The sequence below is a fragment of the Serinicoccus shuyuelongi genome (genome assembly GCF_045032955.1).
GTDB lineage: Bacteria > Actinomycetota > Actinomycetes > Actinomycetales > Dermatophilaceae > Ornithinicoccus.
Genome location: NZ_JBJFZU010000003.1, coordinates 50421 through 76496, shown reverse-complemented (window position 1 = coordinate 76496; position 26076 = coordinate 50421). Strand labels below are relative to the sequence as shown.

Below are 26076 nucleotides of genomic sequence, written 5' to 3'. Positions count from 1 at the left end.
GTCGAGGTCGGCTCAGCCCGTACCCTCGGGGAGCCCGGTGACCACCGGCGCGTCGGGCAGCCGCACGTCGATCGTCATCTCCAGACCACCCTGCGGGTCGATCGTCTCCTGGCCCATCAGGGCGGTGACCACGTTCCACTTCTTCTCGTTCTCGACCGGCGGTCCCCACAGCAGGGTGACGACGCCGACCTCCATCTCGATCGAGCCGTCCCCGTCCACCTGGGGCGCCCCCAGCTCCCCCTCGAGCTCCTCGTCGTCCGGGCGCAGCTGCCATAGGTCCACCAGCCCGGTGACCGTCTCCCGGTCCAGACCGGTCGGGTCGCCGCGCAGCGCGATCACCGGCAGGTCGTCCTCGACCTCCTCCACCTCGTCAAAGACGACACCGGAGGCGTCCGCCAGCCAGGTCGCGCCCTCGCCGAGCAGGGCCACCGCCGGCTCACGCTCCTGCACCACCAGCCGCACCGCCGACGGCCAGTCACGTTCGACCTCGACCCCCGCGATCCGACGGTCCTCGAGGACACGCTCGGAGACCCGTGCCTCGGACACCCGGGCGAGCGGACGACCGTGCGGGATCTGCGCGAGCTCGACCGCCCGGGCCGCGACCTCGTCCCCGGCCCCCTCGGACTGCACGTCCTGCACGGTGAACGCGGCGGAGTAGTAGAAGAGGAAGACCATGCCACCGGCGAGGGCGAGCACCGCGGCGCACCACAGCAGCACGGTGCGCCGGCGCAGCCCACCCAGCCGGGCGCGCAGCCGTCCGCGGCTCATCGGCCCTCCCCCTGCCCCAGCAGCTCCAGCAGCCGCGGGCCCACCTCGGTGACGTCCCCGGCGCCGACGGTCAGCACGAGGGCCTCACCGCCGGCGACGATCCTGGCCAGCACCGCGGGCGCGTCCGCGACCGCATCGACCTCGTGCACCCGGGGCCCGTCCGGGCGCTCCCGCAGGGCGTCGGCCAGCAGCGCCGAGCTCACCCCCGGGAAGTCCTCGGCCCGCTCACGGGCCGCGTAGATCGGCAGCAGCAGCACCTCGTCGGCCCCGGCCAGGCCGGTGACGAAACCCGGCGAGAACGCCTGCACCCGGGAGAACATGTGCGGCTGGAAGGCCACCACCACCCGGCGGCCGGCGGCGGCGCTGCGCGCGGCCTGCACCACCGCGGTGACCTTGGGCGCGTTGTGCGCGTAGTCGTCGACGACCTCCACGCCGGCCCGCTCCCCCAGCCGCTCGAACCGGCGGTGGGCACCGGCGAAGCGCTCCAGCCCGTCCACCGCGCGGTCCAGCGCGAGCTGGTAGCCGGCGGTGGCGACCATGACGGCGGCGGTCGCGTTGTGCACGGTGTGCAGGCCAGGTGCCGGCAGCCGCAGCTGGACGGAGGTCCCTGCCTGCACCGACCCGGCGTCCACCGTCCAGGTGAGGGTGCCCGAGGCCGTCATCCCGTGGCTGTCCAGCTCAGAGAGGAGCACGTCCGGCCCCTCCGCGCATGGGCCGCCGGTCCCCCAGGTGAGCACCCGGAGACCGTCCGCGCGGGCCCGGTGCGCCAGCCGCACCGCACCGGCGTCGTCGGCGTTGGTGATCAGCAGCCCGCCCGGGGTGATCGTCCGGCTGAAGTCGAGGTAGGCCTGCTCCAGGGTGGCGACGTCGCCGTAGTGGTCCAGGTGGTCCGGCTGCACGTTCGTCACCACGGCCACCTGGGGCCGGTAGGTGAGGAAGCTGCCGTCGCTCTCGTCCGCCTCCACCACCACGGGTGAGCCGGGCGCTCCGGGGGCGGCGCTGGTCCCGGACCCGGGCAGCGGCGCGCCGATCACGTAGCCGGGGTCGACCCCGGCGGAGGTCAGGGCGGCGGTGGTCATCGCGCTGGTGGTGGTCTTGCCGTTGGCCCCGGCGACCGCGACGGCGGACCGCCCGTGCAGCAGGGCACTGATGCCCTGGGCCCGGTGCAGCACCCGCAGCCCGGCCGCGCGGGCGGCAGCCAGCTCGGGGTTGTCCTCGGGCACAGCGCCGGAGACGACCACGGTCCGGGCCGCGCCCAGGTGCGCGGCGTCGTGCCCGACGTGCACCCGGGCACCGTCGCGTTCCAGTCCCCGCAGGGTGGCGCTGTCCTGCCGGTCGGACCCGGACACCGGTATGCCCCGGGCCAGGAACATCCGCGCGACGCCGGACACCCCCGACCCGCCGATCGCCACGAAGTGGACCGGTCCCAGCTCCTCGGCGGGGGGGACGGGCGCGGTGAAGTCGAAACGCCCGCCGCTCATCCCTGGTGTCCTGCGGCCTCGAGGATGAGGGCGACCAGCCGGTCGGCGGCGTCCCGTTGGCCGTGGCCCGCGGCGGCGTACGCCATCCGGGCCAGCCGGTCCCGGTCGGTGACCAGCGGGACGACCTCGGCGCGGACCCAGTCGGCGTCGACCCGCGCGTCCTCGACCAGGGTCCCCCCACCGGCGGCGACGACCCCGGCGGCGTTGAGGCGCTGCTCGCCGTTGCCGACCGGCAGCGGCACGTAGACGGCCGGCACCCCGACGGCGGCCAGCTCGCACACGGTGCCGGCGCCGGAACGGCATACCGCCAGGTCCGCCAGCGCGTAGGCCAGGTCCATCCGGTCGGTGTAGGGCAGCGCCACGTACCGGGCGGAGCCGGGCTCACCCGCGGCCACCTCCACGTCCTTGCCGGCACCGGTCAGGTGCAGCACCTGGACCCCGGCGGCCAGCAGGTCGCCCGCCGCCCCGGCGAAGGCCTGGTTGATCCGCTGCGCGCCGAGCGAGCCCCCGAAGACGAGCAGCGTCGGGCGACCCTCGTCCAGCCCGAACTCGGCCAGCGCCTCTGCCCGGAGAGCGTCCCGGTCCAGCCCGCGGATCTCCTCGCGCAGCGGCAGCCCCACCGTGGTGGCGTGCGGCAGCCGGGTGCTCTCGAAGGTCGTCGCGACCCGCCGGGTGAACCGGGCACCGAGCCGGTTGGCCAGGCCGGGGCGGGCGTTCTGCTCATGGATGACGATCGGCACCCCGGCCCGCCTCGCAGCGAGGTAGGCCGGCGTGGAGACGTAGCCGCCGAACCCGACGACCACGTCCGCGTCGGCCCCCCGGACCGCGGCCAGCGCGGTGCCGACGGCCCGCCGCAGCGACCCCGGGAAACGGACCAGGCCGGGGCCGGGACGGCGCGGGAAAGGGACCTTGGGCACCACGGTCAGCTCGTACCCGCGGGCCGGCACCAGCCGCGCCTCCAGGCCCTCGGCCGTCCCCAGCACGCCGATCGTCACGTCCGGCACGTGCCGGCGCAGGGCGTCCGCGGTGGCCAGCAGCGGGTTGACGTGGCCGGCCGACCCGCCTCCGGCCAGGACCACGGACAACGGCCGACGGGTGCCGGCGCTCACCGTCGCCCGCCGGTGCGGGAGCCGCCCCGCCGGGTCCGTGCGCCGGTGTCCCGGCTCCGGCCGGAGGCCGTGGGCACCGCGGCGAGGGTGCGGCTGAGCACTGAGGAGCGGCCGTTCAGCGAGGCCTCGGCACCGGGCAGCGACCGGGCCAGCGCCAGCAGCAGACCGACCCCGAGGAGGGCCGAGATCAGCGCCGACCCGCCGCTGGAGACCAGCGGCAGGGGCACCCCGATGATCGGGAACATCCCGATGACGGAGCCGATGTTCAGCAGCGCCTGACCCAGGAACCAGACCATGATGCCGGAGGCGGCGAGCCGGGTGAAGGGGTCCTCGGCCGCGGTGATGATGCGGAAGCAGGCGTAGGCGAGGACGGCGAAGAGCACCAGCACCGTCAGGGTGCCGGGCAGCCCCAGCTCCTCACCGATGATCGCCAGGATGAAGTCGTTGTGCGGCTCCGGCAGCAGGCCCCACTTCTCCCGGGACTCGCCCAGGCCGAGGCCCCACCAGCCGCCGTCGGCGAGGGCGTACTCCGCGTGCACCTTCTGGAAGCAGCCCTCCACGTGCGGGTTGTCGCAGATGCCGCCGATCCAGGTCTGGATGCGCTGCATCCGGTTCGCGCTCCCCGCGGCGAGCACCGCGACGCCCACGCCGGCCACCGCGCCCAGACCGAGGAACCAGCGGGCCGGCAGGCCGCCGGCCCAGAGGAGGCCGACGACGATCGCGAGCATGATCATCCCGGTGCCCAGGTCATGGCCCTGCAGCACCAGCCCGACCAGCAGCAGACCGAAGGGCAGCACCAGCGGCACCGCCGCGTGCATCGGCCGGTGCATCACCTTGCGCTTGGTCGCGAGCACCGCGGCGCCGAAGACCACCAGGGCCACCTTGCCGAGCTCGGAGGGTTGCACGGTGCGGCCGCCGAGGGAGATCCAGTTCCGGTTGCCCTGGAACTCGATGCCCATCGGGGTGAAGACCGCCAGCTGCAGGGCCAGCGCGAGGAAGATCGCCGGCCAGGCCAGCCGGCGCCAGACCCGGACCGGGAGCCGTGAGCCGATGACCGCGAGCACCACACCGGCGGCGGCGTAGGCGAGCTGGTTGAGGAAGACGGTGTAGGAGCTGCCGCTCTCCAGGTAGGAGCCGACGCTGGAGGCGGAGAGCACCATCACCAGGCCGAGGCCGGTCAGCACCGACGCCGCGACGAGCACCAGGTAGTAGGGCGCCACCGGGGAGCGGAGCCACTGGCCCACCGACTCGCGGCTCCAGCCCGGCTCGGGTGTGCCCGACGAGCCGGCGCCGCTGCGCGGGCGCGCCGCGGAGGTCCGTCCGGCGCTGGGCCGGTCCAGGGTGGCGGTCATCCGCCCTCCCCCAGGCCCAGGTGCCGGCGCACGGCGGCGGCGAAGGTGTCGCCGCGGCTGCCGTAGCTGGGGAACATGTCGAGGGAGGCCGCGGCCGGGGAGAGCAGCACCACGTCGCCGGGCCGGGCGAGGACCGCGCTCCGGGCGACGACGTCGTCCATCATCCGGGTCAGCGCAGGCATGTCCCCATGGTCCGTGACGCCCACGTCCTGCACCGGCACATCCGGGGCGTGTCGGGCCAGGGCGAGGGCGATCTGCTCGCGGTCGGCGCCCAGCAGCACCACGCCGCGCAGCCGGGGCGCCACCTCCGCCACCAGCGCGTCCACGTCGGCGCCCTTGAGCTGGCCGCCGGCCACCCAGACGATGTCCGGGTAGGCCCGCAGCGCGGCCAGCGCGGCGTGCGGGTTGGTGGCCTTGGAGTCGTCGATCCAGGTGAGGCCGTCCTGCTCGGCCACCACCGTGGTGCGGTGCGCGTCGGTGCGGAAGCGGCGCATACCCTCCCGCACGGCGGCCGGGGTGATCCCGGCGGCGCGGGCCAGCGCGGCCGCGGCCAGCGCGTCGGCGACCAGGTGCGGCGGCGGCGCGGTGCCGCCGTCTCCGCCGGAGGCGCGGGCCAGGTCCTCGAAGGTGCCGAGCTCGGCCGCGGAGGTGCGGCGCTCCTCGACGAAGGCCCGGTCCGCCAGCACGTCCTCGACGACGCCCAGCATGGACAGCGCGGGGGTGCCAACGGTGAAGCCGATCGCCCGGCACCCGTCGACCACCTCGGCCTCCTCCACCATGGCTTCGGTCCGCGGGTCCTGGACGTTGTAGACGCAAGCCACCTGGGTGCGCTGGTAGATCTTCGCTTTGTCGGCGGCGTACGCCTCCAGCGAGCCGTGCCAGTCCACGTGGTCCGGGGCCAGGTTCAGCACGCAGGAGGCCAGCGGGCTCATGCTGTGGGTGAAGTGCAGCTGGAAGCTGGACAGCTCGACCGCGATCACGTCGTAGGGCTCGGGGTGCTGCACCGCGTCCAGCACCGGGGTGCCCACGTTGCCGGTGGCGATCGCGCGCAGCCCCGCCGCCCGCAGCATGCTCTCCAGCAGCTGCACGGTGGTGGTCTTGCCGTTGGTGCCGGTCACCACCAGCCAGGGCGCGGCACCGACCCGGGGCCGCAACCGCCAGGCCAGCTCGATCTCGCTCCACACGGGTATGCCGTTCGCCGCCGCGGCGGCGAGCACCGGCTGGTCCGGGCGCCAGCCCGGCGAGGTGACGACCACGTCCACCTCGACGTCCTCCGGCCAGGCCAGGGTGTGCTCGGGGCCCAGCCGGACGTCGGCGCCGAGGATCCCCAGGATCCCGGCCTGGGTCTGCTGCTGCTCGCTGTCGTTGCCCGCGTCCAGCACGACCACCTGCGCCCCGTGCTGGATCAGCGCGTCGGCGGCCGCGAAGCCGGTGACGCCCAGCCCGGTGACCAGGACGCGCAGCCCGGTCCAGTCGGCGTCCCGGTGGGTCAGCTCCTCCAGCGGTGCGCTCACAGGTTCGCCACCCACTCGCCGTAGAAGAGCCCGAGACCGGTGGCCACGCAGATGCCGGCCACGATCCAGAAGCGGATCACGATGGTGACCTCGGCCCAGCCGAGGAGCTCGAAGTGGTGCTGCAGGGGTGCCATCCGGAAGACCCGCCGTCGGGTCAGCTTGAACGAGGTGACCTGGATGATCACCGACAGGGTGATGATGACGAAGAGCCCGCCCAGCACCGCCAGCAGCAGCTGGGTGTGGGTGAGGATCGCCATCCCGGCGAGGCCACCGCCGAGCGCCAGCGAGCCGGTGTCGCCCATGAAGATCTTGGCCGGGGCGGCGTTCCACCACAGGAAGCCGAAGCAGGCGCCGGCCACCGAGCAGGCGACCACCGCCAGGTCCAGGGCGTCCCGGACGTCGTAGCAGTTGGGTCCCGGCGCCAGCTGGCAGTTCTGGTTGTACTGCCAGATGCCGATCACCGAGTACGCGGCGAAGACCATGACGCTGGCCCCGGTGGCCAGGCCGTCCAGGCCGTCGGTGAGGTTGACGCCGTTGGAGGCGCCGGCGATGAGCACGTTCGCCCACAGGATGAAGAGGATGACCCCAATCACCGGCCCGAAGAAGGCCAGGTCGACGGCGGTGTCCCGGACGAAGGAGATGGCGGTGGAGGCGGGCGCGCGGGAGCTGTCCCCGCGGACCAGCAGGGCGAGCAGCGCGAAGACGATGGCGATGACCGTCTGCCCGGCCAGCTTCTCCAGCGAGGTCAGGCCCAGGCTGCGCTGCTTGGTGATCTTGGTGTAGTCGTCCAGGAAGCCGATGAAACCCAGCCCGGTGATGAGGAAGAGCACCAGCAGCGCGCTCAGCGTGAACCGGCTGTGGGTCACCTCCAGCACCCCGGTGACGTCGAGCAGGATCAGCGCCAGGTGCGAGACCACGTAGCCGACCAGCGTCGAGGCGATGATCACCGCGCCACCCATGGTCGGGGTGCCACGCTTGGTGTGGTGGGAGGTGGGGCCGTCGTCGCGGATGAACTGCCCGTAGCCGCGGCGCACCAGGAACTTGATGAACAGCGGGGTGCCGAAGAGGGCGCAGACCAGCGCCACCCCACCGGCCAGCAGCACGTTGACCATCAGCGACCGACCTCCGCGAGCTCGTCGCCGAGCAGCCGCAGCCCGGAGTCGCGGCTGCTCTTGAGCAGCACCACGTCACCGTCGCGCAGCAGGCCCTCGAGAAGGGCGCGGGCCTCGTGCCGGTCGGCGACCCGGTCGACGTGGGCGCCGCCCCCGTCCAGGTATGCCGTCGCCGCCGGCCCGGCGAGCTGCCCCACCGTGACCAGGTGGTCGACGCCGAGCCTGGCGGCGAGCGCCCCGACCCCGGCGTGCTCGGCGTCGCTGTCGGCGCCGAGCTCGAGCATCCCGCCGAGCACGGCCACGGCCCGGCCCTGCTCACCGCGCATCGAGGCCAGCGCCCGCAGGGCGGCGGCGGTGGAGTCGGGGTTGGCGTTGTAGGCGTCGTTGACCACCCGCACCCCGTCGGGGCGCTCGGTGACCTCCATCCGCCAGCGCGAGGTGGCGCCGGCCGCGCCGAGCGCGTCCGCGACCCGGGGCCAGGGCATACCCCACTCGTGGGCGACCGCCGCGACGGCCAGCGCGTTGCCGACGTGGTGCTCGCCGACCAGCCGCAGGGAGACCGGCACCCCACCCTCGGGGGCGTCCGGGGCGTGCAGGACGAACCGGGGACGCCCGCCGGCGTCGGTGCTGAGGTCGGTGGCGCGCACCTGCGCGTGCTCCCCGCGCCCGACCAGCAGGGTGCGGGCGCCGACCGCGGCGGCCCGGTCGGCCATCGCGGCCACCACCGGGTCGTCCGCGTTCAGCACCGCCAGCCCGCCGGCGGGCAGCGCGTCGACCAGCTCGCCCTTGGCGACCGCGATGGCCTCCCGGGAGCCGAACTCGCCCAGGTGGGCGGTGCCCACGTTGAGCACCACGGCCACCTCGGGCGGGGCGACCCCGGTCAGGTGGGTGATGTGCCCGGCCCCGGAGGCGCCCATCTCGGCGATCAGGTAGCAGGTGTCCTCGGTCAGCCGGCAGACCGTCAACGGGACGCCGACCTCGGAGTTGTAGGAGGCCTCCGGCGCCAGCGTCGGGCCGAGGGCGGCCACCACCTGGGCCATCAGGTCCTTGGTGGAGGTCTTCCCGGAGGAACCGGTGATCCCGACCACGTGCAGCCCTCCGCTGGCCGAGCACCGGTCCAGCACCTCGCGCCCGAGCGCCGCGAAGGCACGGGTGACCGCGTCGTAGGGCGGGCGGTCGGGCCGCTCCGAGAGGCGCTGCGGGTCCTCGGTGACGACCACGCAGGGCAGGTCCTCGACCGGGCGGGTGGTGAGCGCCGCGGTGGCCCCGCGTCCGGCGGCGGCCGCGACGTAGTCGTGGCCGTCCGCGTGCTCGCCCCGCCGGGCCACGTAGAGCGCGCCGGCACCGGCCTCCCGGGAGTCGGTGACCACCGGACCGGTGACGAGCAGGTCCTGCGTCCCCGGGTCACCGGGGTGCACCTGGCCGCCGGTCAGCCCGGCGATCTCGCGGAGGGTCAGGGGGATCACCCACCGGTCCTTTCGTCCTTGATGGCGTTGTCGTCCAGTGTGGCACCGGGCTCGTCCGGGTCCGGGTCCTCGGGGTCGTACTCGAGCTCGACCTCGACCGGGGGCGTGGAGGCCGGCGGCACGCCCTCCTTCTGCAAGGTGTAGCGCATGATGTCGGAGAAGACCGGTCCGGCGATGATCCCGCCGTACTCGCTGATCTTGGTGGGCCGCTGGATGACCACGGCGACCACGTACTTCGGGTCGTCCGCGGGGGCATACCCCATGAAGCTCGAGGTCACCCCGCCGGTGTAGCGGCCGGTGTCGGGGTCCACCCGGGTCGCGGTGCTGGTCTTGCCCGCCACGTGGTGACCGGGCACCGCGGCCAGCGGTGCGGTGCCGCCGGTGGAGGGCACCCCCTGCATGATCTCGGTGAGGGTGGACGCCGTCTCCTCGGAGATCACCCGGGTCCCCTCGGGGACGCTCTCCTCGGTGTACCGGCCCTCCTCGTCCACGGTGCCGGCGATCACGCTGGGTGGCACCCGGACGCCGCCGTTGGCCACCGTCTGGAAGACGCCGAGCTGCTGCAGCAGGGTGCTGGACAGCCCTTGGCCGAACATGAAGGTGTACCGGGTGGTGGCGCTCCAGGTGGCCGGCTCAGGGACCAGGCCGGCGGACTCCCCCGGCAGCCCGAGGCCCGTGGTGTCGCCGATCCCGAAGGTGCGCATCCAGTCGTAGAGCTGCTGGTCGGAGAGCTTCTCGCCGTAGAGGATCGTGCCCATGTTGGAGGACTTGGCCAGCACCCCGCCGAAGGTCAGGTTCTGCAACGGGTGCTGCTCGGAGTCCCGGAACCGGGTCCCCGCCCGGGACATCGTGGTCGGCACCTCGATCGGGCTGTCGGCCTCCACGATGCCCTCCTCGAGGGCGGCGGCGGCGGTGATGAGCTTGGAGGTGGACCCCGGCTCGTAGACGTCCTCGACGGCCGCGTTGCGCATGTCCTCGGCCTCCTGCGTGGAGTCCGTGGGGTCGAAGGACGGGTAGCTGGTCAGCGCCATCAGCCGGCCGGTCTCGACCTCCATGACGGCGGCGTAGCCGGAGAGCGCCCCGGCCTCCTTGACCCGGGTGCGGACCGCGTCGTAGGCGCGCCACTGCAGGTCGGCGTCGATGGTCAGCCGCAGGTCCTCGCCGGGGACGGCGGGGTCCTCCTCGGAGAGCCCGGTGCTGATGATCTCGCCGCTGCTGCCCACCTCGTAGACGGCCTCGCCGGGCTCGCCGGTGAGGTCCTCGTCCCGGACCAGCTCCATCCCGCCGGCGGGCAGCTCCCCGGCCCCCACCCAGCCGACCAGCGGGGCGGCCGCCTCGCCGATCGGGTAGTCGCGGCGCATGACCTCCTCGGCGGCGAGGCCGCGCACGCCCTCGGCGCGCAGCTCCTGCCACTCCTGCGGCGAGGCGTCCGCGACCAGCACCGTCCAGCGGGGCTCGTCGGGATCGGTCAGCTTGGCCAGCACGTCCGCGGCGTCCTCGTCGGTGATCTCGGCGACGACCTCCGCGGCGGCGACGTAGCCCTCGCCGACGACCTCGTTGGTGCCGTCCGGGCCCTCCTCGCGCCGCTCGTAGTCCACGACCAGGGTGGGGTCGGCCACGATGCGGCGGCGCTCGACGCTGACCGCCAGGGCGTCGCCGTCGACGTCGGTGATGCTGCCGCGGGCGGCCGGGATGGCCTTGACCTGCAACCGTCCGTCGAGGGCGGCCGCGGAGACGCTGGCCGCGTCCAGGCCCTGCAGCCGCACCAGCTGGGCGGCGAAGAGGCTGAGGACGATCATGACGCCGACCATGAGGACGCGGGCCCGTCGGGCGGGGTGGGCGACCCCGGCGGCGACGGCACCGCGGCTGCGGGGCCGGCGACCGTTGCGTGCTGATGCCACGGTCACCCCTTGATCAGTTGTCCTTCGGCGGAGCCGTGCCCGTCGACGGCAGATCAACGGTAAGCGTGCGCGAGCCGTCCACCTTGGACGCCACGCCGGTGATCGACCCGTCGGAGAGGCGCAGCGTCGCGGTGGACGTCGACGGCACCATCTTGAGCTTGTCCGCGGCGCGGGCCAGGCTCTCGGAGGACTCCTTGCCGGCCAGCTCCTCGGCCAGCGTCGCCTTCTGGTCGTGCAGCGCGGTGGCCTCCACCCCGAGCCGGCTCAGCACGTAGGAGCCTTCGGCGCGGACGGTGTTGAGCAGCAGCACCGCGGTGAAGGTCAGTGCGACGACGAGGGCGCACAGCAGCAGGAAGCCGGCGTTGCGGTTGGTCGGGGCGGCGTCCACCACGCGGGCACCCACCCGGGCCTGACGGAAGGGCGTACGCCCCAGCCGGGCGGAGACGGTCATCTGGCTCATACGGACTCCTCGCGGGAAGGCTCGGACGGGTCCGGTCGTCGTGCGGACGGCCGGTCGGGGCGCTGGTCGGGGGTGGAGCGGAGACGCTCGGCGGCACGCAGCCGGACCGAGGCGGAGCGCGGGTTGGCCGCCTGCTCCTGCTCGTCCGCCCGTTCCGCGCCCCGGGTCAGCAGGCGCAGCCAGGGCTGGTGCTCGGGCAGCTCGACGGGCAGGTCCGGCGGCGCCGAGCTGGTCGCTCCTGCGGCCAGCCCACGCTTGGTGATGCGGTCCTCGAGCGAGTGGTAGGACAGGACGACGATGCGGCCGCCGACGGCCAACGAGGCGAGCGCCCCGGTCAGCCCCTCGCGCCAGACGGCGAGCTCGGAGTTCACCTCGATCCGCAGCGCCTGGAAGGTGCGCTTGGCGGGGTGCCCCCCGGTGCGCTGGGAGGCGTCCGGCACCACGTCGTGCAGCAGCTGCACCAACGGGCCGGAGGTGGTGAAGGGCTCGGTCTCGCGGCGTCGCAGCACGGCCCGGGCGATGGGGCGGGCGAAGCGCTCCTCGCCGTAGTCGCGCAGCACCCGCTGGAGCTCGTCGATGCCGTAGGTGTTGAGCACCTCCGCGGCGGTCGGCCCGGTGCTCTGGTCCATCCGCATGTCCAGCGGGGCGTCGTGCCGGTAGGCGAAGCCGCGCTCCGGCTCGTCCAGCTGGAGCGAGGACACCCCCAGGTCGTAGAGCACCGCGTCGGCACGGGCGAGCCCCAGCTCGGCCAGTGTCTCGGGGAGGTCGTCGCTGACCGCGTGCACGGGGGTGAAGCGGTCCCCGTGGGCGGCCAGCCGCCGGGTGGCCAGCTCCAGGGCCTGCGGGTCCCGGTCGATGCCGACGACCCGGGCCGCGGGACAGGCCTGCAGCACCGCCTCGGTGTGCCCGCCCATCCCCAGCGTGCCGTCCACCAGGACGGACCCGGGGTGCTGCAGGGCGGGGGCCAGCAGCTCCACGCAGCGCGACAGCAGGACCGGGACGTGCCGGTCCTGGGTGTCCCGTGGTGCGTTCGTCGTCATCGTGCGTCGGTCCCTGGATGGTGATGCTGCTCCCACCCCCGGCGCCTGGTCCCCCACCGTCCACCTGCCGGCCCCGGCCCGGGGGAAGTCGGGTCGGGAGCGGTGCTGCGTCCCGGCTCCGGGGAAGTGGAGTCGGGGCGCCGGGTGGACGGGAGAGGGCCGGGCGCCGGCCGTGGAGGGCCGCGGTCACATCAGTCCGGGGACCACCTCCTCCGACTGCTCGGCGAAGGCCTGCTCCTGGCGCTCCAGGTAGGTCGCCCAGGCCTGGCTGTCCCACACCTCGAGCCGGTTGCCGGCACCGATGACGGTGCACTCCGAGCTGAGGCCGGCGTAGGTGCGCAGCAGGGTGGGGATCGTGATCCGTCCCTGCTTGTCGGGGATCTCGTCCGAGGCACCCGAGAGGAAGATCCGCTGGTAGTCGCGGACCACCTTGCTGGAGGTCGGGCTGTCCTGCCACTGCTGGACGACGCGCTCGAACTCGGACTGCGCGAAGACGTAGAGGCAGTGCTCCTGGCCACGGGTGACGACCAGGCCACCGGCGAGGCGCTCGCGGAACTTGGCCGGCAGGAACATCCGTCCCTTGTCGTCGAGCTTGGGTGTGTGGGTGCCGAGGAAGAGCACGCGCACCACCCCCTTCGCTCGCTCGATGGCCTGTGCAACTCCAAGTGCCCCCACCCTACTCCACTTTCCCCCACCCCGGCCAGCAACTCACCCCGCCCGACGGCAAAATTTCCGATGAAACAGCAGGTCAAGAGCGGTGGGGCGGAGTGGAGGAGAGTCACCGCTCGAGGACGGCCCCTCAGGCCCTCACCGGAGTCCGACTGTCCCGGCCGACGGCATACGCGCAGGTCAGCGGGGCGCACCTCGTGGCAGATGCACGGCAGGGCGGCCAGGTGGAGCAGGGTGGAGGACGGTGGCACACGCAGGGGTCCGTCGGGGATCCGGACCCACCACCTGCGGCGGACCCGCCGCACGTTTGGCAAGATCGAGTCATGTCTGCGCCTTCTCCCGCCCCCGAGACCGTCGACCTGGACGCGGTCAAGTCCGTCGCCGGCGCGGTGCACCACGCCATCGCGACCGTGATCGAGGGCAAGGACGAGGCCGTCTCCACCGCGGTCACCGTGCTCCTGGCCCAGGGGCACCTGCTGGTCGAGGACGTCCCCGGGGTCGGCAAGACGATGCTGGCCAAGGCCCTGGCCCGGGCCATCGACTGCCGGGTGAGCCGGGTGCAGTTCACCCCCGACCTGCTGCCCAGCGACATCACCGGGGTCTCCGTCTTCAACCAGGACACCCGGGCGTTCGAGTTCCGACGGGGCGCGATCTTCGCCAACGTGGTCGTCGGTGACGAGATCAACCGGGCCTCCCCCAAGACGCAGTCCGCGCTGCTGGAGTCAATGGAGGAGCGTCAGGTCACCGTCGACGGGCAGACCTACCCGCTGCCCGACCCCTTCCTGGTGATGGCCACCCAGAACCCGATCGAGATGGAGGGGACCTACCCGCTGCCCGAGGCGCAGCGGGACCGCTTCATGGCGCGCATCTCCATGGGCTACCCGTCCGCCGGGGCGGAGATGACGATGCTCGAGACGCACGGCGGGGTGAGCCCGCTCGAGCACCTCACCCCGGTCACCACCGCGGAGGCGGTGCAGCAGCAGATCGAGAACATCCGCCTGCTGCACGTGTCCCCGGCCCTGCGGCAGTACGTGGTCGAGCTGATGGCCGCCTCCCGTTCGCACCGGCTGCTGCGCCTGGGCGCCTCGCCCCGGGCCGGTCTGCAGCTGCTGCGTGCGGCCAGGGCGCACGCAGCGCTGGCCGGCCGTGAGCACGTCCTCCCCGAGGACGTGCAGGCGATGGCCGTCCCGGTGCTCGCCCACCGGGTGCTGCCCACCGGCGAGGCGTCGCTGTCCCACCACGGCACCCCCGACATCGTCCGCGACCTGGTCGAGCGCACCTCCGTGCCCTCGGGGCGCTGACCCGCCCGGGTCGCTCGCTCGATGACGTCACCGTGGCGCGTGCTGACCACGAGGGGAAAGGCCTTCCTTCTCCTCGGGGCGGTAGTGACGGTCGCCGGCATGACCCTGGGGTACGAGGACATCACCCGGATCGGGGTGGCGCTGGTCGCCCTGCCCGGGCTGATGCTGCTGCTGATGCCCCGCCGCCCACCCACGGTCCGGGTGGTCCGTGACGCCGAGCCCGAGCGGCTCGCCCCCGAGGAGCGCGGCGCCGTGGAGGTGCGCTTCACCAACGTGGGCCGCCGGACCTCGGTCTACCTGGCCGAGGAGCACCTCGACTACCAGCTCGGCGACCGCCCCCGCTTCATCCTCCCCCGGATGGAGCAGGGCGAGGAGCGCCGGCTGCGCTACCCGGTCCACTCCCGCCATCGCGGCGCCTACATGCTGGGGCCGGTGCTGCTGCGTCAGCGCGACCCCTTCGGCCTGACCTTCCGCACCCTGCAGCTGTCCTCCCGCTCCGAGGTGCTGGTGCTGCCCCGGGTGTATGCCCTCGGCACGGACAGGGTCCGGGGCAGCTCCCGCGGCAGCGAGGGCGAGATGCCGCAGATGGTGGCCCTGCACGGTGAGGACGACGTCAGCATCCGCAGCTACCGGGACGGGGACGAGCTGCGCCGGGTGCACTGGCCGGCCACCGCGCACCGCGGTGAGCTGATGGTGCGCCAGGAGGACCGCCCCGCCAGACGCCGGGCGCTGCTGCTGCTGGACTCCCGGGCGTCCGCCCACCACGGCACCGGGTCGGCCAGCTCCTACGAGTGGGCCGTCTCGGCGATCGCCTCGGTGGCCCGGCACCTGGTCGCCAACGGCTTCGTGGTGCACCTGCTCACCGATGCCTCGCTGCGCGACGGGACGGCCGCCCACGCGGTGGACATCGACTCCGTGCTGGACGCCCTGGCCCGGGTGCAGCCCGAGGACGACGCCCGCCTGGACCGGCTCGCCGGTGCCGCTTCCCCCTTCACCGCCGGTGGCGTGCTGCTGATCGGTGCCGTCGTGGCGCACGACGAGGAGGCGCTGCGGACACTGGCGGCCGTCCGGCAGCCGGGGTCCCGGGCGCTGGCTTTCGTGCTGGACCCCGCCCGCTTCGGCGGCCCCGAGACCGACCCGGCCGCCCCCGGGGTGCTGGCCGACGCCGGCTGGCGCACGGTGTCCTGCGGACCGCACACCGAGGTGCCGCAGGCCTGGGTCGGTCTGCGGGCCGGGTCCACGGCAGGGAGCGCGCGATGAGGCCGGACCAGGAACGCTTCGCCCGTGGTCTCTGGCTCGAGGGGCTGGTCGCGGCGCTGGCCACGCTCTCGGTGGCCTGGCCGCTGACCAACCTGCTGCGCGAGGACACCTGGGTGGTCCCGGCGGTGCTGATGGTCGCGCTGGTCGCGCTGAGCGGGGCCGTGCTGCGCACCCTCGACGTGCCGCCCACCGCGGTCGCCCTCGGCCAGCTGTTCCTCGGCCTGGCCGCGCTGGCCGGCACCTACCTGCGCGAGACGCTGTGGCGGGGAGTGGTCCCCACCAGAGACACGCTGGAGCTGATGGGCAGCCTGCTGGCACAGGCCGGCAGCGTGCTGCAGACGTATGCTGCCCCGGCCCCCACCACCCAGGGCGTCTCCTTCCTGGTGGTCGCGGTGCTCACCCTGACCGCCGTCTCCGTCGACTCGATGGGGGTCACCGGACGCGCCCCGGCGAGCGCCGGCATACCCCTGGCGGCGGGGTTCCTGGTCTCGGTGTCCAACACCGGCAGCGCGATGGCGCCCTGGTACTTCGTCGTGGTCGCCGCGATGTGGCTGCTGATGATCGTCCAGCAGGGCCGTCGGATGACCACGGCGTGGCCGTCGGCGAACCGGCAGGAGTCGCGGGGCGGGTCCGACGTGTCCCAGGGACCGCGCACCCACCGGGGGCTCGCCCAGGTGGCCGGGGTGCTGGCCCTGGTCGCGTCGGTGCTCGGCGCGGCCGCGCTCCCCCACCTGCCGCCCACCTTCTTCGGGGACGGGCTGGCCCGCAACCAGGACGCCCGCACCCCCGGCTCGGACGCCGGGGACGTCGCCTTCACCGAGACCATGGACCCGGCGCAGGACCTGCGCAACCAGTCCCGCGCCCCGGTGCTGAGCTACCGGGTCCGCTCCGGTGCGCTGCAGCCGCTGCGGGTGACCGCGACCCAGCGGTTCGAGGACGGCCGGTGGGAGGCGCCCGAGCGGCGTTCCGGCGACCTGCTGCCGGACGACGCGCCGCTGCCCGACCCGCCCGGCCTGCGCGAGGACGTGCCGGTGACCTCGGCCGAGTTCGAGGTGCTGGGCAACGAGCTGGAGCCACCGCACCTGGCCACCCCCACACCGGTGACCGAGCTGCGGCTGGGCGGCACCGGCTACCGCTTCGACCCCGGCGACTCGACGGTGGTGCTGGAGGGGGCGGTCGAGTCCTACCAGGCCGACTACCTCAACCTGGCCTCCGGCGGCGAGCTGCCCGCCGGGATCGGGGACGCCGCCGCGGACGCCGGTGCCTTCGAGGAGGACCTGCTGGCCCTGGACCCGGTGTCGCAGGACGCCGTCGCGTCCCTGACCGACGAGGTGGTCGGGGACGAGCAGAACGCGCTGCTGGCCGCCGTCCTCATCCAGGACCACCTGCGCACCGACGGGGGGTACTCCTACTCCCTGGAGCTGGAGCCGGCCGCCGAGGCGGGCACGGACGACCCGATCGGCGGCTTCCTGGAGACCCAGCAGGGGTACTGCGTGCAGTTCGCGACGGCGATGGTGATGATGGCCCGGCACGAGGGGATCCCGGCCCGGATGGCGGTGGGCTTCCTGCCCGGCACCACCCAGCCCGACGGGACCCGCCAGGTGGTGGCCTCGGACGCCCACACCTGGCCCGAGCTGTGGATCGACGGGCTGGGCTGGACGCGCTTCGAGCCCACCCCGGGCCTGCGGGCCGGCAGCCCTCCCTCCTACGCGCTGTCCACCGAGCCCGCCGACGACGTCACCCCGAGCACCGCCCCGGTGCCCGAGGAGATCACCCCGACCCCCGAGCCCGCCCCGGAGCCCGCCCCCGCCGACCGGTCCTGGACCGACGACGTGCGTGACCTGCTCCCGGCGCTGGGCCGCGCCCTGCTGGCGCTGCTCGCGCTGGCGGTGCTGCTGACGCTGCTGCCGCTGCTCGGCCGCCGTCACCGGGAGGCCGGCGTCCGCTCCGCGGACGGCCCCCGGGCCCGCATCGAGGGTCAGTGGCTGCTGCTCACCCGCTCGCTGGAGGACCTCGGCGTGACGGCTCCCCCACCCCGCAGCCCGCGCCTCATGCATCGCCACTACCTGGCCGGCAGCACGCTCGGGACCCCCGGCGAGGAGGCGCTCGAGCGCGTCACCGCGACCCTGGAGCGTTCCCGGTATGCCGCTCCCTCGGATCTGAGCGAGGCCGAGGCCGACCGGATGGGCGAGGACGTGCGCACCGTGGTGGACGCGGTGCGGCATACCTGCCCGTGGAACGTGCGTGCCAACGCGGCGCTGATCCCGCGCAGCGGGCTGGAAGGACTGCGCGAGGGGGCCCGGAACCTGTTCCGAAGGTAGCCAGGACCCGGTCCGGGGGTGGAGGGTGGACCCCATGACCGCCCCGCTGACCGTCGTCCTCTTCGGTGCCACCGGTGACCTGGCCCGCCGCAAGCTCATCCCCGGGCTGCTGCACCTGTCCCAGTCCGGGCTGGTGGACGACCTGCGGGTGGTGGGCACCTCGCTGGACGACCTCTCGGTCGAGGACTTCCGGGAGCTGTGCGCGCAGGCGGTCGAGGAGTTCGGGCTGCGGGACAACGACGAGGCGTCTCTGCGCGAGTTCGCCGACCGGCTCGACTACGTCCCCGGCTCCCAGGGACCGGAGGCGCTGGGTCGGGCGGTCGAGGCCTCGGAGGAGGCGCTGGGCGGAGGGGAGCTGCTGCGCCTGCACTACCTGTCGGTGCCGCCGCGGGCCGCTCTGGCGGCGGTCGGCACCATCGCGGCCGCCGGGCTGGTGGAGCGCAGCCGCATCATCATGGAGAAGCCCTTCGGCACCGACCACGCCTCCGCCGTCGAGCTCAACCGGCAGCTGCACGAGGTCTTCGACGAGGAGCAGATCTTCCGGATCGACCACTTCCTGGGCAAGGAGCCGGCCCAGAACATCCTCGCCTTCCGCTTCGCCAACGGGCTCTTCGAGCCGATCTGGCACCGCAACCACATCGACCACATCCAGATCGATGTTCCGGAGACGCTGGGGCTCTCCCAGCGCGGTGACTTCTACGAGCAGACCGGGGCCTACCGGGACATGGTGGTGACGCACCTCTTCCAGATCCTGGCCTTCACCGCGATGGAGCCGCCCACCTCGTTGGAGCCGGCTGCCATCAGCCGGGAGAAGAGCAAGGTGTTCCGGTCGATGCTGCCGCTGGATCCTGCGGACGTGGTCCGCGGGCAGTACGTCGGCTACCGGGACGAGCCGGGCGTGCAGCCGGACTCCCAGACCGAGACCTTCGTGGCGCTCAAGTGCTTCGTCGACAACTGGCGCTGGGCCGGGGTGCCGTTCTACCTGCGCACCGGCAAGCAGCTGGCGGAGGGGGCCCGGATCATCTCCATCGCCTTCCGGGAGCCGCCGCAGTCGATGTTCCCCGCGGGATCCGGGGTGGGCGACCACGGGCCGGACCACCTGACCTTCGACCTGGCAGACCGGGCGAGGATGTCGCTCAGCTTCTACGGCAAGCGCCCGGGGCCCGGGATGAAGCTGGACAAGCTGTCGATGCAGTTCTCGATGCAGGACACGGACTGGGCGGGCAACGTGCTGGAGGCCTACGAGCGGCTGATCTACGACGCCGCCCGTGGGGACAGGACGCTCTTCGTCTCCGCCTCCGGCATCGAGCGGCTGTGGGAGATCTCGCAGCCGCTGCTGGAGCAGCCGCCGCCCGTCCGTCCCTACCAGCGGGGGACCTGGGGGCCGAACCAGATCCACCAGCTCATCACGCCGTTCACCTGGCGGCTGCCGTTCGAGCGGCCGTGGCGGGAGAAGCCGGAACGCTGACATTCCGTCGCTCGTTCAGCAATAGTTTTCAGGTCCCGTGCCACAGGCCTCGACCTCCGGACGAGAAAGAACGACCTCCCCGGCGGATCCCATTGTGGACGAGCGGGCGAGAATAGATCCTCCGTCACAGACCGGCACCCCCACCCACACACACGGTGAACAGGGGTGCCGGTGACGTCGTGCCAGAGGTCAGGAGTTCTGACGCCGCGCCACGACCAGACCGCCGGCGCCCAGGGCGACCGCAAGACCACCCGCCGCGATGAGCCCGAGGTTCTCCGGGCCAGAGGTGCTGGCTACGCCGGTGGCGACACCACCCTCGGGCATGACGGCGACCTGGCCGCCGCCCTCGCCGCCGCCCGAGGCGCCACCGCCTCCGCCCTGGCCGGGCAAGGACTCGCAGGCGATCCCGTCGTCGTCGGCGTCCAGCCCGTCCGGGTCGCCGGGGTGCGCGTCGAGGTGGGCCTGCGCCGCCCCCTGCGAGGCGAAGTCGTCACAGTTGTAGTCGACGCCGTGGTCGGCGTTGGCCGGGGCCGCCAGGAACAGCGAGCCCAGCAGGAAGAGTCCACCGGTGGCGGCGGCAGTACGCACATTTCTCATCAGAATTTTTTCCTCACAGTTGTCCACATTGACCTGCGTCACGCTACTGCCTGTCCACCGTGCGCGCGCGGTCAAAGCTGTCGGACAGTTTGGGCACCACGGAAATCGCTGGACCATTATTCACCCAGGAATTTCAGAGCCGCAAGAAACGCAGTAGGGCCGGGCGCCGAGCGCCCGACCCTTCGTGCGGTATACCGTCAGTCCAGGTAGTCGCGCAGCACCTGGGAGCGCGACGGGTGACGCAGTTTGGACATCGTCTTGGACTCGATCTGCCGGATCCGCTCGCGGGTCACGCCGTAGACCTTGCCGATCTCGTCCAGCGTCTTGGGCTGACCGTCGGAGAGGCCGAAGCGCATCGAGACCACGCCGGCCTCACGCTCGGAGAGCGTGTCCAGCACCGAGTGCAGCTGCTCCTGCAGCAGGGTGAAGGAGACCGCGTCCGCGGGCACCACGGCCTCGGAGTCCTCGATCAGGTCTCCGAACTCGCTGTCGCCGTCTTCGCCTAGCGGGGTGTGCAGGGAGATCGGCTCGCGGCCGTACTTCTGCACCTCGACGACCTTCTCCGGGGTCATGTCGAGCTCGGCCGCCAGCTCCTCCGGGGTCGGCTCACGGCCCAGGTCCTGCAGCATCTGGCGCTGCACCCGGGCCAGCTTGTTGATGACCTCGACCATGTGCACCGGGATGCGGATGGTGCGCGCCTGGTCGGCCATGGCACGGGTGATCGCCTGGCGGATCCACCAGGTGGCGTACGTGGAGAACTTGTAGCCCTTGGTGTAGTCGAACTTCTCCACCGCGCGGATGAGGCCCAGGTTGCCCTCCTGGATCAGGTCCAGGAAGAGCATGCCGCGACCGGTGTAGCGCTTGGCCAGCGAGACGACGAGGCGCAGGTTGGCCTCGAGGAGGTGGTTCTTGGCGTTCTTGCCGTCGTTGGAGATCCACCACAGCTCACGCTTGAGCTTGGCGTCGAACTTCTCCCCCGAGTTCATCTTCTCCTCGGCGAAGAGACCGGCCTCGATCCGCTTGGCCAGCTCCACCTCCTGCTCGGCGTTGAGCAGCGCCACCTTGCCGATCTGCTTGAGGTAGTCCTTGACCGGGTCGGCGGTCGCGCCGGCGGTGACGACCTGCTGGGCGGGGGCGTCGTCGTCGTCGGCGGTGGAGAGCACGAAGCTGTCGTCCTCGCCCTTGCCCTTGGCGGCCGGGGTCGGCGCGGACACCACCTCGACCTCCGGTCCGGAGGTCTCCTCGCCCTCGTCGGGGTCGACGTCCTCGGACGCGGCAGCCTCGGCGACCGGGTCCACCGCCTTCCGGGACCGCGGCGAGGTCGCCCGCTTGGCGGCGGGCTTCTTCGCGGCACCGTCGGCGGCGTCGGCCGCCGCCCGGGTGCTGGTGGCCTTGGCCGCCGGCTTCTTGGCCGCCGTCGTCTTCGCGGCCGTCGCCGACTTCGCAGCCGTCGTCTTCGGAGCGGCGGGCGCCTTGTCGGCCGTCGTCTTCTCAGCCGCCGTCTTCGGGGCCGCCTTGGTGGCCGGCTTCTTCGCCGCGGGGACGGCCGTCGTGCTCTTGCGGGGGGCGCGCTTGCGGGCGGGCGCCGGCTCGCCGGCACGCACCTCGATCGCCTGGTCGCTGAACACGCGCAGCACCTTCTTCTGGGTGGCTGCCGCGGTGACCTCGGCGGCCTCCAGGGCAGACTTCACCTGGTCAGCCTCGACGAAGCCCTGCTGGGTACCCGATGCCAGGAGAGACCTGAGCGCCTCGTGCTCGAAGGGCGCAGGGAGCTCAGGGGTGCTGGCGCGGGAAGTTCTGGCTGTCACGGGGGGGACCAACTCTTTTCTGACGATGCAGGTACGGCGCTACCGGGCATGACGGGTGGGCCCGGTGGCGGATCAAGAAGTGGTGTGCGGTGCCACTGCGGCACCCGACTCACACCATTATAAAACCCTGCACGGACCGGGGGCATTCCGCGGGGCCCACGGACGCCCGCTCGACGGCCGACAACGGCGTCCCTCGCCGCTGTCAGGTCAGTCGCCCTCGCCCGCCTTCACCGCCAGCACCGGGCACTGGGCCTCGAGCAGGATGCGCTGGGCGTTCGACCCGAGGATGAGCTTGCCGATCGGCGTGCGACGCCGCAGCCCGATGACGATCAGGTCGGCCTCGGCCTCGGTCGCCACCTCGATCAGGTCCTCGGCGGGCTCGTTGCCACGGCCCAGCGCCCGGACCTCGTGCTCGATACCGGCACCGTCCAGGGCCTCCCGGACGCCGTCGAGCTCGTCCTCGAAGCGCCGCGCCTCGCTGGCGTCGAAGTCGCGCCCTCCCCGCTGGGAGTTCACCACGATCAGCCTGGTCTTGCGCAGCAGCGCCTCCGTGCGGGCGGCGTTCAGCGCCGCGCGACCCTCACGGGTGGGGATGTAGCCAACGATGATCGCCATACCTCGGCGCCCTCCTCAGGTCAGTTCCGTCCCGTGAGGTTACACCTCAGGCCGCCGGCCGTCGGTCCGGACTCGCACCTGGGGAGGCCGCACCAGCGGACCTGTCGGCCCGGGGTGGACGCAGCCCGTGCTGCAGGGCCCGGTCGAGCAGCTGCGCCATGACGTAGCCCGGATCGACCTCGAGTGCGAACGCGCATGTCTCGTTGGCGATGCTGCCCTCGCCGGAGCCCCAGGCCATCATCGCCGAGACGGTCAGCAGCGGCGCGCACTCCTCCAACGGAACCTGCGGGACCAGCGCCAGCAACCGGTCCAGGGCCGGGGCCGCCTCCTCGGGCCGCCAGGCCGGCAGCCGGCGGACCAGGTCCCCCACCTGCCCGGGTCCCTCCAGGTCGTGCGAAGGGAAGAGCTCGGGCAGCCACCGGGCGAGCAACGCGTCCCGGGCCCACCGACGGCGCAGCACCCGGGTGATCCGGGCCCGCTCCGCCGGGGTGGGCCGGTGCCCCTGCAGGACGCACGCGGTGAGCAGGGTGAGGCCCTCGTCGACGTCAGGCGGTGGGCCGCCGACGTCCTGCACCGCCAGGGCCACCGCGGTCGCCCGTCCGGCCTCGGGATCGCGGCGGCGGACCAGGGACACCAGCTCGGTGCGTGAGCGCAGCGCCCCCCGTCCGCGCAGGACCAGGTCGGCGGTGGCCGGCACGTCCCGCGGGTCCGGGGACCCCGTCCAGCCCGGCACGGGGTGCACTGGCTCCCCGTCGGCGACGACCGGCAGCAGCGAGCGCCCCTCGTCACGCACCAGCAGCAGGTCGTGCAGGTGCGCGCCGGCCTCGTCGGCGAGCCGCAGCAGCGCGAGGTGCAGGGCTGCCACCAGGTCGGGCCGGGGCCGGCCGTCCGGCCCCTCGTCCAGGTCGTGGCCGAAGGCGTGCAGCAGCCTGATGCCCGGCGTACCGTCGACGGCCCGCCGCAGCACGGGCGCCAGCTGGGCGCTCAGGGCGGGCAGCTCCTGGACCGTCGGTACGTCCAGCCGGCAGCTCATCACCACCCGTGCGGGGCTGCTGGGCGCTCCGGGCGTGGTGCTGGTCTCGGTGAGGACCAGCACCACCGAGTGGTCCGGGTGGTAGCCCAGCAGCCGTGGCAGCAGGGCCAGCAGCTGACGGGCCCCGCTGACCCGCACCTGGGGTGACAGGTCGTCGTGGTGCCGGTCCTCGGGGCGGAAGTCCTCGCGGTCTCGGTCGGGGAGGGGGGCCGAGCGCCCCCCGGGCTCGTGCGTCGTCATCCCCTCAGACTGCCGCGCGCGGGCCCCCCGTGGAGGGCCCGCGCGCAATCTGTGGACAACTCCTCAGGACTGCTGGGTCCCCTCGGTCAGCGCCTGCCCCTGCTCGGTGGACTGGGCGACGAACTCGGACCGGGCGTGGTCGGCGATCCGCTTCATCAGGAAGCCGTCCAGACCGGCACCGATGACGCCGCCGGCGATCGGCACGAACCGGATGACCCGGCCCAGTGCCCGGCCACCGACCGCGGTGAGCAGCCGGAACCCGACGGCCTTGTTCACCATCATCGCGGCCGCCCGCGGCAGCCGGGTGGTGGCCAGCCGTGCCAGCCGACCGGACCCGGTCAGGCCCGCGGCGGTGCTCAGCCCGGCCTTCTGCAGCAGGTCGTCCGCGTCCGCGCCCACCAGGCACAGCACGACCGCCGCCCTCGCCCCCTTGGTGCTGACGTCGTAGCCGCGCAGCTCGGCGATCGAGGCGACCATCCTGGCCGCCAGGGTGTAGAACCCGAGCACGTTGGCGGGGAGCGCGACGGGCATCGTGAAGATCCCGCCCAGACCGGTCGCGAAGCCGCCCGCGGCCGCCTTGCGGACGTGGTCCTTGACGATGGCGTCGATCGCGTTCTCGACGTCGGAGCCGTGGTCCTTGCGGGCCGCGGTGACCACCTGCCCGGCGGAGGTGAACGGTCCGACGCCGTCGACGCTGAAGTCCAGCAGCCGCCCGACGAAGGAGGTGGCCACCCCGTCGAGCATGCCCTGCTGGTCGTCCTCGGCAGGGGTGTTCACGGCAACCTCAGACTCGTGTCGAGCCACGTCTTCTTCTCCTCGGGTCGGTCGGGATGTCCGGGATATCGTGCCACGCGGTGCGTTAGGTTGCGCGGTATGACGACTTCCCCCGTCACCACCACCGGATCACGGTTCCTCTGGGTCTTCGCGGCGTTGCTCGCGCTCGCGGGAGCGGCGCTGGTCGCCGTGGCCCTGCTCGGCGGTGCCGGTCGGGACGGCGGCGACATGGTCGGGGTCCGCCCCGGTGACGAGGTCAGCATCGGCGAGGGTGGGATGTCCGTCTGGGCCCGCGAGCCGGACACCCGGGAGGCGACGGTCTGCACGCTGGGCGACGTCGACCTGCTCCGCCCCGTCGAGGAGCACGCGACGACGGTGGCCGGCACTGCCTTCTACGAGGTGGCGCGCACCCCCGACGGGATGCCGGGCGGCGCCCACCAGATCTCGTGCGACACCCAGGATGCCGTCTATGCCGGCCCCTACGGACCGAGCGTCAGCACCCCCGGCCTGGCCGGGGGCACCGGCCTGATGCTCGGGATCATCCTGCTGGCCCTCGCCCTGCTCTGCCTGGTCCTGGCCTGGCTGGCGGGGCTGCGGCAACCGACGGAGGTCCCGGAGCAAGGCCCCGACCCGGGCGACTACACGCTGCGGCCGGGGATGCCGATGGCAGCCGGACCGCCACCCGGCAGGGCCGCCGCACCGCCTCCGCCCAGCCATACGGAACCCGGGACCGCGGGTCCCCGCCCGGCGCCGGAGGCGCCCCCGGACGGGCCCCGCTACGACCTGCCGCCGCCCTCCTGACCGCTGCCGTCCTGGTCGGTCTGGTCGGTCTGATCGGTGGACGGGTCCTCGGGGGCCGGGTCACCGGCGTCCGGGTCCCGCAGGAAGGCCTCGAGCTGGGCACCGATCTCGTCAGCGCTGGGCAGGTTGGCCGCCTCCGCGGCCAGCAGACTCTTGCGGCGCTGGCCCTCCAGGAAGTGGTCGTACCGCTTCTCCAGGCCCTCGACGACCTCCTTGGCCTCCTCGTTGCCCTCGAGCTCCTCCTCGATCCGGCCGCGGGTCAGACCCGCCGCGGCGATGAGCTCGGCGGTGGGCAGCACCAGACCGGTGAGGTCCATCAGGGTGTCCGCAGCCGCGACCGTGGCGTCACCGAACTGGGTCTCGGCCAGGTAGTGCGGCACGTGCACGGCCACCCCCATGGTCAGCATCCCTGACTCGGCGAGCCGCAGGTGCAGCAGCGAGTCGGCGCTGGAGGGCACCCGGACCTGACCGAACAGCGGGGTGTGGTCGCCGAGCACCGAGCGGTCGCTGGCGAACCGGGTGGTCCCCACCGGCCGGGTGTGCGGAACCGCCATCGGGATCCCGTGCGCGCTCACCATCCGGCGCACGCCGAAGGCCAGGGACAGCTGGCGGACGGCCTCGACGAAGCCCTCCCACCGGAAGTCCGGCTCCGTGCCGTGCAGCAGCAGGAACGGCTCCCCGGCGGCATCCTGCACGCGGTAGAGGATCAGCGAGGGGTCGTCGTAGTCCGTGTAGTGGTCGGCGTCGAAAGTCATCAACGGACGACGGGAGCGGTAGTCCACGAGCTCGTCGGTGTCGAAGGTCGCGACCACCTCGTGCTCGAGGGTGTCCAGCAGGTGCTCGCTGAGCATGGAGCGCACGTGCCCGGCGTCCAGGAACCCGTCCAGGGACACCATCAGCAGGGGGGCGGGCTTCGGCTGGCGCGCGGCGTCGGCCTCCACGCGGAACAGCGGTGAGTGCGGCGTCAACGGTGTCTCCTCTCGATC

General features: G+C 73.2%; 22 protein-coding genes. 5 read left to right on the top strand and 17 right to left on the bottom strand.

All coding sequences use genetic code 11. The annotated features are described in order from the left end of the window. Nucleotides 1–12: 12 nt before the first annotated feature. The 11 genes from ACI3EY_RS04810 to mraZ all read right to left on the bottom strand — a co-directional run bounded on the left by ACI3EY_RS04810 (nucleotide 13) and on the right by mraZ (nucleotide 12824). A complete protein-coding gene (locus ACI3EY_RS04810; RefSeq protein ID WP_405039595.1) occupies nucleotides 13–768 on the bottom strand; it encodes a cell division protein FtsQ/DivIB in 756 nt (251 codons plus the stop codon). Then, nucleotides 765–2249: a UDP-N-acetylmuramate--L-alanine ligase gene (murC, locus tag ACI3EY_RS04805; RefSeq protein WP_405039594.1), complete on the bottom strand. Its 1485-nt coding sequence runs from the start codon at nucleotides 2247–2249 to the stop codon at nucleotides 765–767. The genes ACI3EY_RS04810 and murC overlap by 4 nt, the downstream gene beginning before the upstream one ends. Next, nucleotides 2246–3358 (bottom strand): undecaprenyldiphospho-muramoylpentapeptide beta-N-acetylglucosaminyltransferase, encoded by a 1113-nt coding sequence (murG, locus tag ACI3EY_RS04800; protein WP_405039593.1) that lies wholly within the window; start codon nucleotides 3356–3358, stop codon nucleotides 2246–2248. The genes murC and murG overlap by 4 nt, the downstream gene beginning before the upstream one ends. Then, a complete protein-coding gene (gene ftsW / locus ACI3EY_RS04795; RefSeq protein ID WP_405039592.1) occupies nucleotides 3355–4710 on the bottom strand; it encodes a putative lipid II flippase FtsW in 1356 nt (451 codons plus the stop codon). The genes murG and ftsW overlap by 4 nt, the downstream gene beginning before the upstream one ends. Continuing rightward, entirely contained in the window at nucleotides 4707–6224 is a 1518-nt protein-coding gene (gene murD / locus ACI3EY_RS04790) for a UDP-N-acetylmuramoyl-L-alanine--D-glutamate ligase (RefSeq protein ID WP_405039591.1), read from the bottom strand. Before murD ends, ftsW begins: the two co-directional genes overlap by 4 nt. Next, nucleotides 6221–7336 carry a phospho-N-acetylmuramoyl-pentapeptide-transferase gene (gene mraY / locus ACI3EY_RS04785; RefSeq protein WP_405037741.1) on the bottom strand — a complete coding sequence of 372 codons (1116 nt, stop codon included), beginning with the start codon at nucleotides 7334–7336 and terminating at the stop codon, nucleotides 6221–6223. Before mraY ends, murD begins: the two co-directional genes overlap by 4 nt. Beyond that, nucleotides 7336–8802, bottom strand: coding sequence for a UDP-N-acetylmuramoyl-tripeptide--D-alanyl-D-alanine ligase (locus tag ACI3EY_RS04780; protein ID WP_405037740.1), 1467 nt, complete (start codon nucleotides 8800–8802; stop codon nucleotides 7336–7338). Before ACI3EY_RS04780 ends, mraY begins: the two co-directional genes overlap by 1 nt. Next, entirely contained in the window at nucleotides 8799–10703 is a 1905-nt protein-coding gene (locus ACI3EY_RS04775; protein ID WP_405039590.1) for a peptidoglycan D,D-transpeptidase FtsI family protein, read from the bottom strand. Before ACI3EY_RS04775 ends, ACI3EY_RS04780 begins: the two co-directional genes overlap by 4 nt. Nucleotides 10704–10716: 13 nt before the next feature. Continuing rightward, on the bottom strand, nucleotides 10717–11163 hold the full coding sequence (gene ftsL, locus ACI3EY_RS04770; RefSeq protein WP_405037738.1) for a cell division protein FtsL: 447 nt from the start codon (nucleotides 11161–11163) through the stop codon (nucleotides 10717–10719). Further along, entirely contained in the window at nucleotides 11160–12203 is a 1044-nt protein-coding gene (gene rsmH, locus ACI3EY_RS04765; protein ID WP_405037737.1) for a 16S rRNA (cytosine(1402)-N(4))-methyltransferase RsmH, read from the bottom strand. The genes ftsL and rsmH overlap by 4 nt, the downstream gene beginning before the upstream one ends. A gap of 186 nt (nucleotides 12204–12389) precedes the next feature. Next, nucleotides 12390–12824 (bottom strand): division/cell wall cluster transcriptional repressor MraZ, encoded by a 435-nt coding sequence (gene mraZ, locus ACI3EY_RS04760; RefSeq protein WP_405037925.1) that lies wholly within the window; start codon nucleotides 12822–12824, stop codon nucleotides 12390–12392. Between the two features lie 371 nt (nucleotides 12825–13195). Between mraZ and ACI3EY_RS04755 the strand changes: the two genes are divergently transcribed. The 4 genes from ACI3EY_RS04755 (at nucleotide 13196) to zwf (ending at nucleotide 19222) form a co-directional block, all read left to right on the top strand. Further along, nucleotides 13196–14173: an AAA family ATPase gene (locus ACI3EY_RS04755; protein WP_405039589.1), complete on the top strand. Its 978-nt coding sequence runs from the start codon at nucleotides 13196–13198 to the stop codon at nucleotides 14171–14173. A gap of 99 nt (nucleotides 14174–14272) precedes the next feature. Then, nucleotides 14273–15433 (top strand): DUF58 domain-containing protein, encoded by a 1161-nt coding sequence (locus ACI3EY_RS04750; protein WP_405037735.1) that lies wholly within the window; start codon nucleotides 14273–14275, stop codon nucleotides 15431–15433. Next, on the top strand, nucleotides 15430–17754 hold the full coding sequence (locus ACI3EY_RS04745; RefSeq protein ID WP_405039588.1) for a transglutaminase TgpA family protein: 2325 nt from the start codon (nucleotides 15430–15432) through the stop codon (nucleotides 17752–17754). The genes ACI3EY_RS04750 and ACI3EY_RS04745 overlap by 4 nt, the downstream gene beginning before the upstream one ends. A gap of 34 nt (nucleotides 17755–17788) precedes the next feature. After that, the gene (zwf, locus tag ACI3EY_RS04740; protein WP_405039587.1) at nucleotides 17789–19222 is read left to right on the top strand and encodes a glucose-6-phosphate dehydrogenase; all 1434 of its coding nucleotides are present in this window, start codon (nucleotides 17789–17791) and stop codon (nucleotides 19220–19222) included. A gap of 189 nt (nucleotides 19223–19411) precedes the next feature. Here zwf and ACI3EY_RS04735 read toward each other — a convergent pair whose 3' ends face one another. The 5 genes from ACI3EY_RS04735 to ACI3EY_RS04715 all read right to left on the bottom strand — a co-directional run bounded on the left by ACI3EY_RS04735 (nucleotide 19412) and on the right by ACI3EY_RS04715 (nucleotide 24292). Further along, nucleotides 19412–19861, bottom strand: a complete 450-nt coding sequence (locus tag ACI3EY_RS04735) for an excalibur calcium-binding domain-containing protein (RefSeq protein ID WP_405039586.1) — start codon at nucleotides 19859–19861, stop codon at nucleotides 19412–19414. Between the two features lie 155 nt (nucleotides 19862–20016). Beyond that, nucleotides 20017–21627 carry an RNA polymerase sigma factor gene (locus ACI3EY_RS04730; RefSeq protein WP_405039585.1) on the bottom strand — a complete coding sequence of 537 codons (1611 nt, stop codon included), beginning with the start codon at nucleotides 21625–21627 and terminating at the stop codon, nucleotides 20017–20019. Between the two features lie 207 nt (nucleotides 21628–21834). Then, the gene (locus ACI3EY_RS04725) at nucleotides 21835–22242 is read right to left on the bottom strand and encodes a universal stress protein (RefSeq protein WP_405037730.1); all 408 of its coding nucleotides are present in this window, start codon (nucleotides 22240–22242) and stop codon (nucleotides 21835–21837) included. A 46-nt stretch (nucleotides 22243–22288) separates the two neighbouring features. Then, nucleotides 22289–23515, bottom strand: coding sequence for a DUF4192 family protein (locus ACI3EY_RS04720; protein WP_405039584.1), 1227 nt, complete (start codon nucleotides 23513–23515; stop codon nucleotides 22289–22291). 63 nt (nucleotides 23516–23578) lie between these two features. Next, nucleotides 23579–24292 carry an EcsC family protein gene (locus ACI3EY_RS04715; protein WP_405039583.1) on the bottom strand — a complete coding sequence of 238 codons (714 nt, stop codon included), beginning with the start codon at nucleotides 24290–24292 and terminating at the stop codon, nucleotides 23579–23581. A 96-nt stretch (nucleotides 24293–24388) separates the two neighbouring features. Here ACI3EY_RS04715 and ACI3EY_RS04710 point away from each other — a divergent pair, with 96 nt between their 5' ends. Beyond that, nucleotides 24389–25090 (top strand): hypothetical protein, encoded by a 702-nt coding sequence (locus tag ACI3EY_RS04710; RefSeq protein WP_405037727.1) that lies wholly within the window; start codon nucleotides 24389–24391, stop codon nucleotides 25088–25090. Here ACI3EY_RS04710 and ACI3EY_RS04705 read toward each other — a convergent pair. Then, nucleotides 25066–26058, bottom strand: coding sequence for a PAC2 family protein (locus ACI3EY_RS04705; protein WP_405037726.1), 993 nt, complete (start codon nucleotides 26056–26058; stop codon nucleotides 25066–25068). The two genes, ACI3EY_RS04710 and ACI3EY_RS04705, sit on opposite strands and share 25 nt — an antisense overlap. Nucleotides 26059–26076 lie beyond the last annotated feature (18 nt).

Coding starts and splice junctions, on each gene's coding strand:
- ACI3EY_RS04745 (WP_405039588.1), top strand. CDS start 15,430: ATGAGGCCGGACCAGGAACGCTTCGCCCGTGGTCTCTGGCTCGAGGGG.
- ACI3EY_RS04810 (WP_405039595.1), bottom strand. CDS start 768: ATGAGCCGCGGACGGCTGCGCGCCCGGCTGGGTGGGCTGCGCCGGCGC.
- ACI3EY_RS04725 (WP_405037730.1), bottom strand. CDS start 22,242: ATGGCGATCATCGTTGGCTACATCCCCACCCGTGAGGGTCGCGCGGCG.
- ftsL (WP_405037738.1), bottom strand. CDS start 11,163: ATGAGCCAGATGACCGTCTCCGCCCGGCTGGGGCGTACGCCCTTCCGT.
- rsmH (WP_405037737.1), bottom strand. CDS start 12,203: ATGACGACGAACGCACCACGGGACACCCAGGACCGGCACGTCCCGGTC.
- ACI3EY_RS04710 (WP_405037727.1), top strand. CDS start 24,389: ATGACGACTTCCCCCGTCACCACCACCGGATCACGGTTCCTCTGGGTC.
- murC (WP_405039594.1), bottom strand. CDS start 2,249: ATGAGCGGCGGGCGTTTCGACTTCACCGCGCCCGTCCCCCCCGCCGAG.
- ACI3EY_RS04720 (WP_405039584.1), bottom strand. CDS start 23,515: ATGACGACGCACGAGCCCGGGGGGCGCTCGGCCCCCCTCCCCGACCGA.
- ACI3EY_RS04755 (WP_405039589.1), top strand. CDS start 13,196: ATGTCTGCGCCTTCTCCCGCCCCCGAGACCGTCGACCTGGACGCGGTC.
- zwf (WP_405039587.1), top strand. CDS start 17,789: ATGACCGCCCCGCTGACCGTCGTCCTCTTCGGTGCCACCGGTGACCTG.
- mraY (WP_405037741.1), bottom strand. CDS start 7,336: ATGGTCAACGTGCTGCTGGCCGGTGGGGTGGCGCTGGTCTGCGCCCTC.
- ftsW (WP_405039592.1), bottom strand. CDS start 4,710: ATGACCGCCACCCTGGACCGGCCCAGCGCCGGACGGACCTCCGCGGCG.
- ACI3EY_RS04750 (WP_405037735.1), top strand. CDS start 14,273: ATGACCCTGGGGTACGAGGACATCACCCGGATCGGGGTGGCGCTGGTC.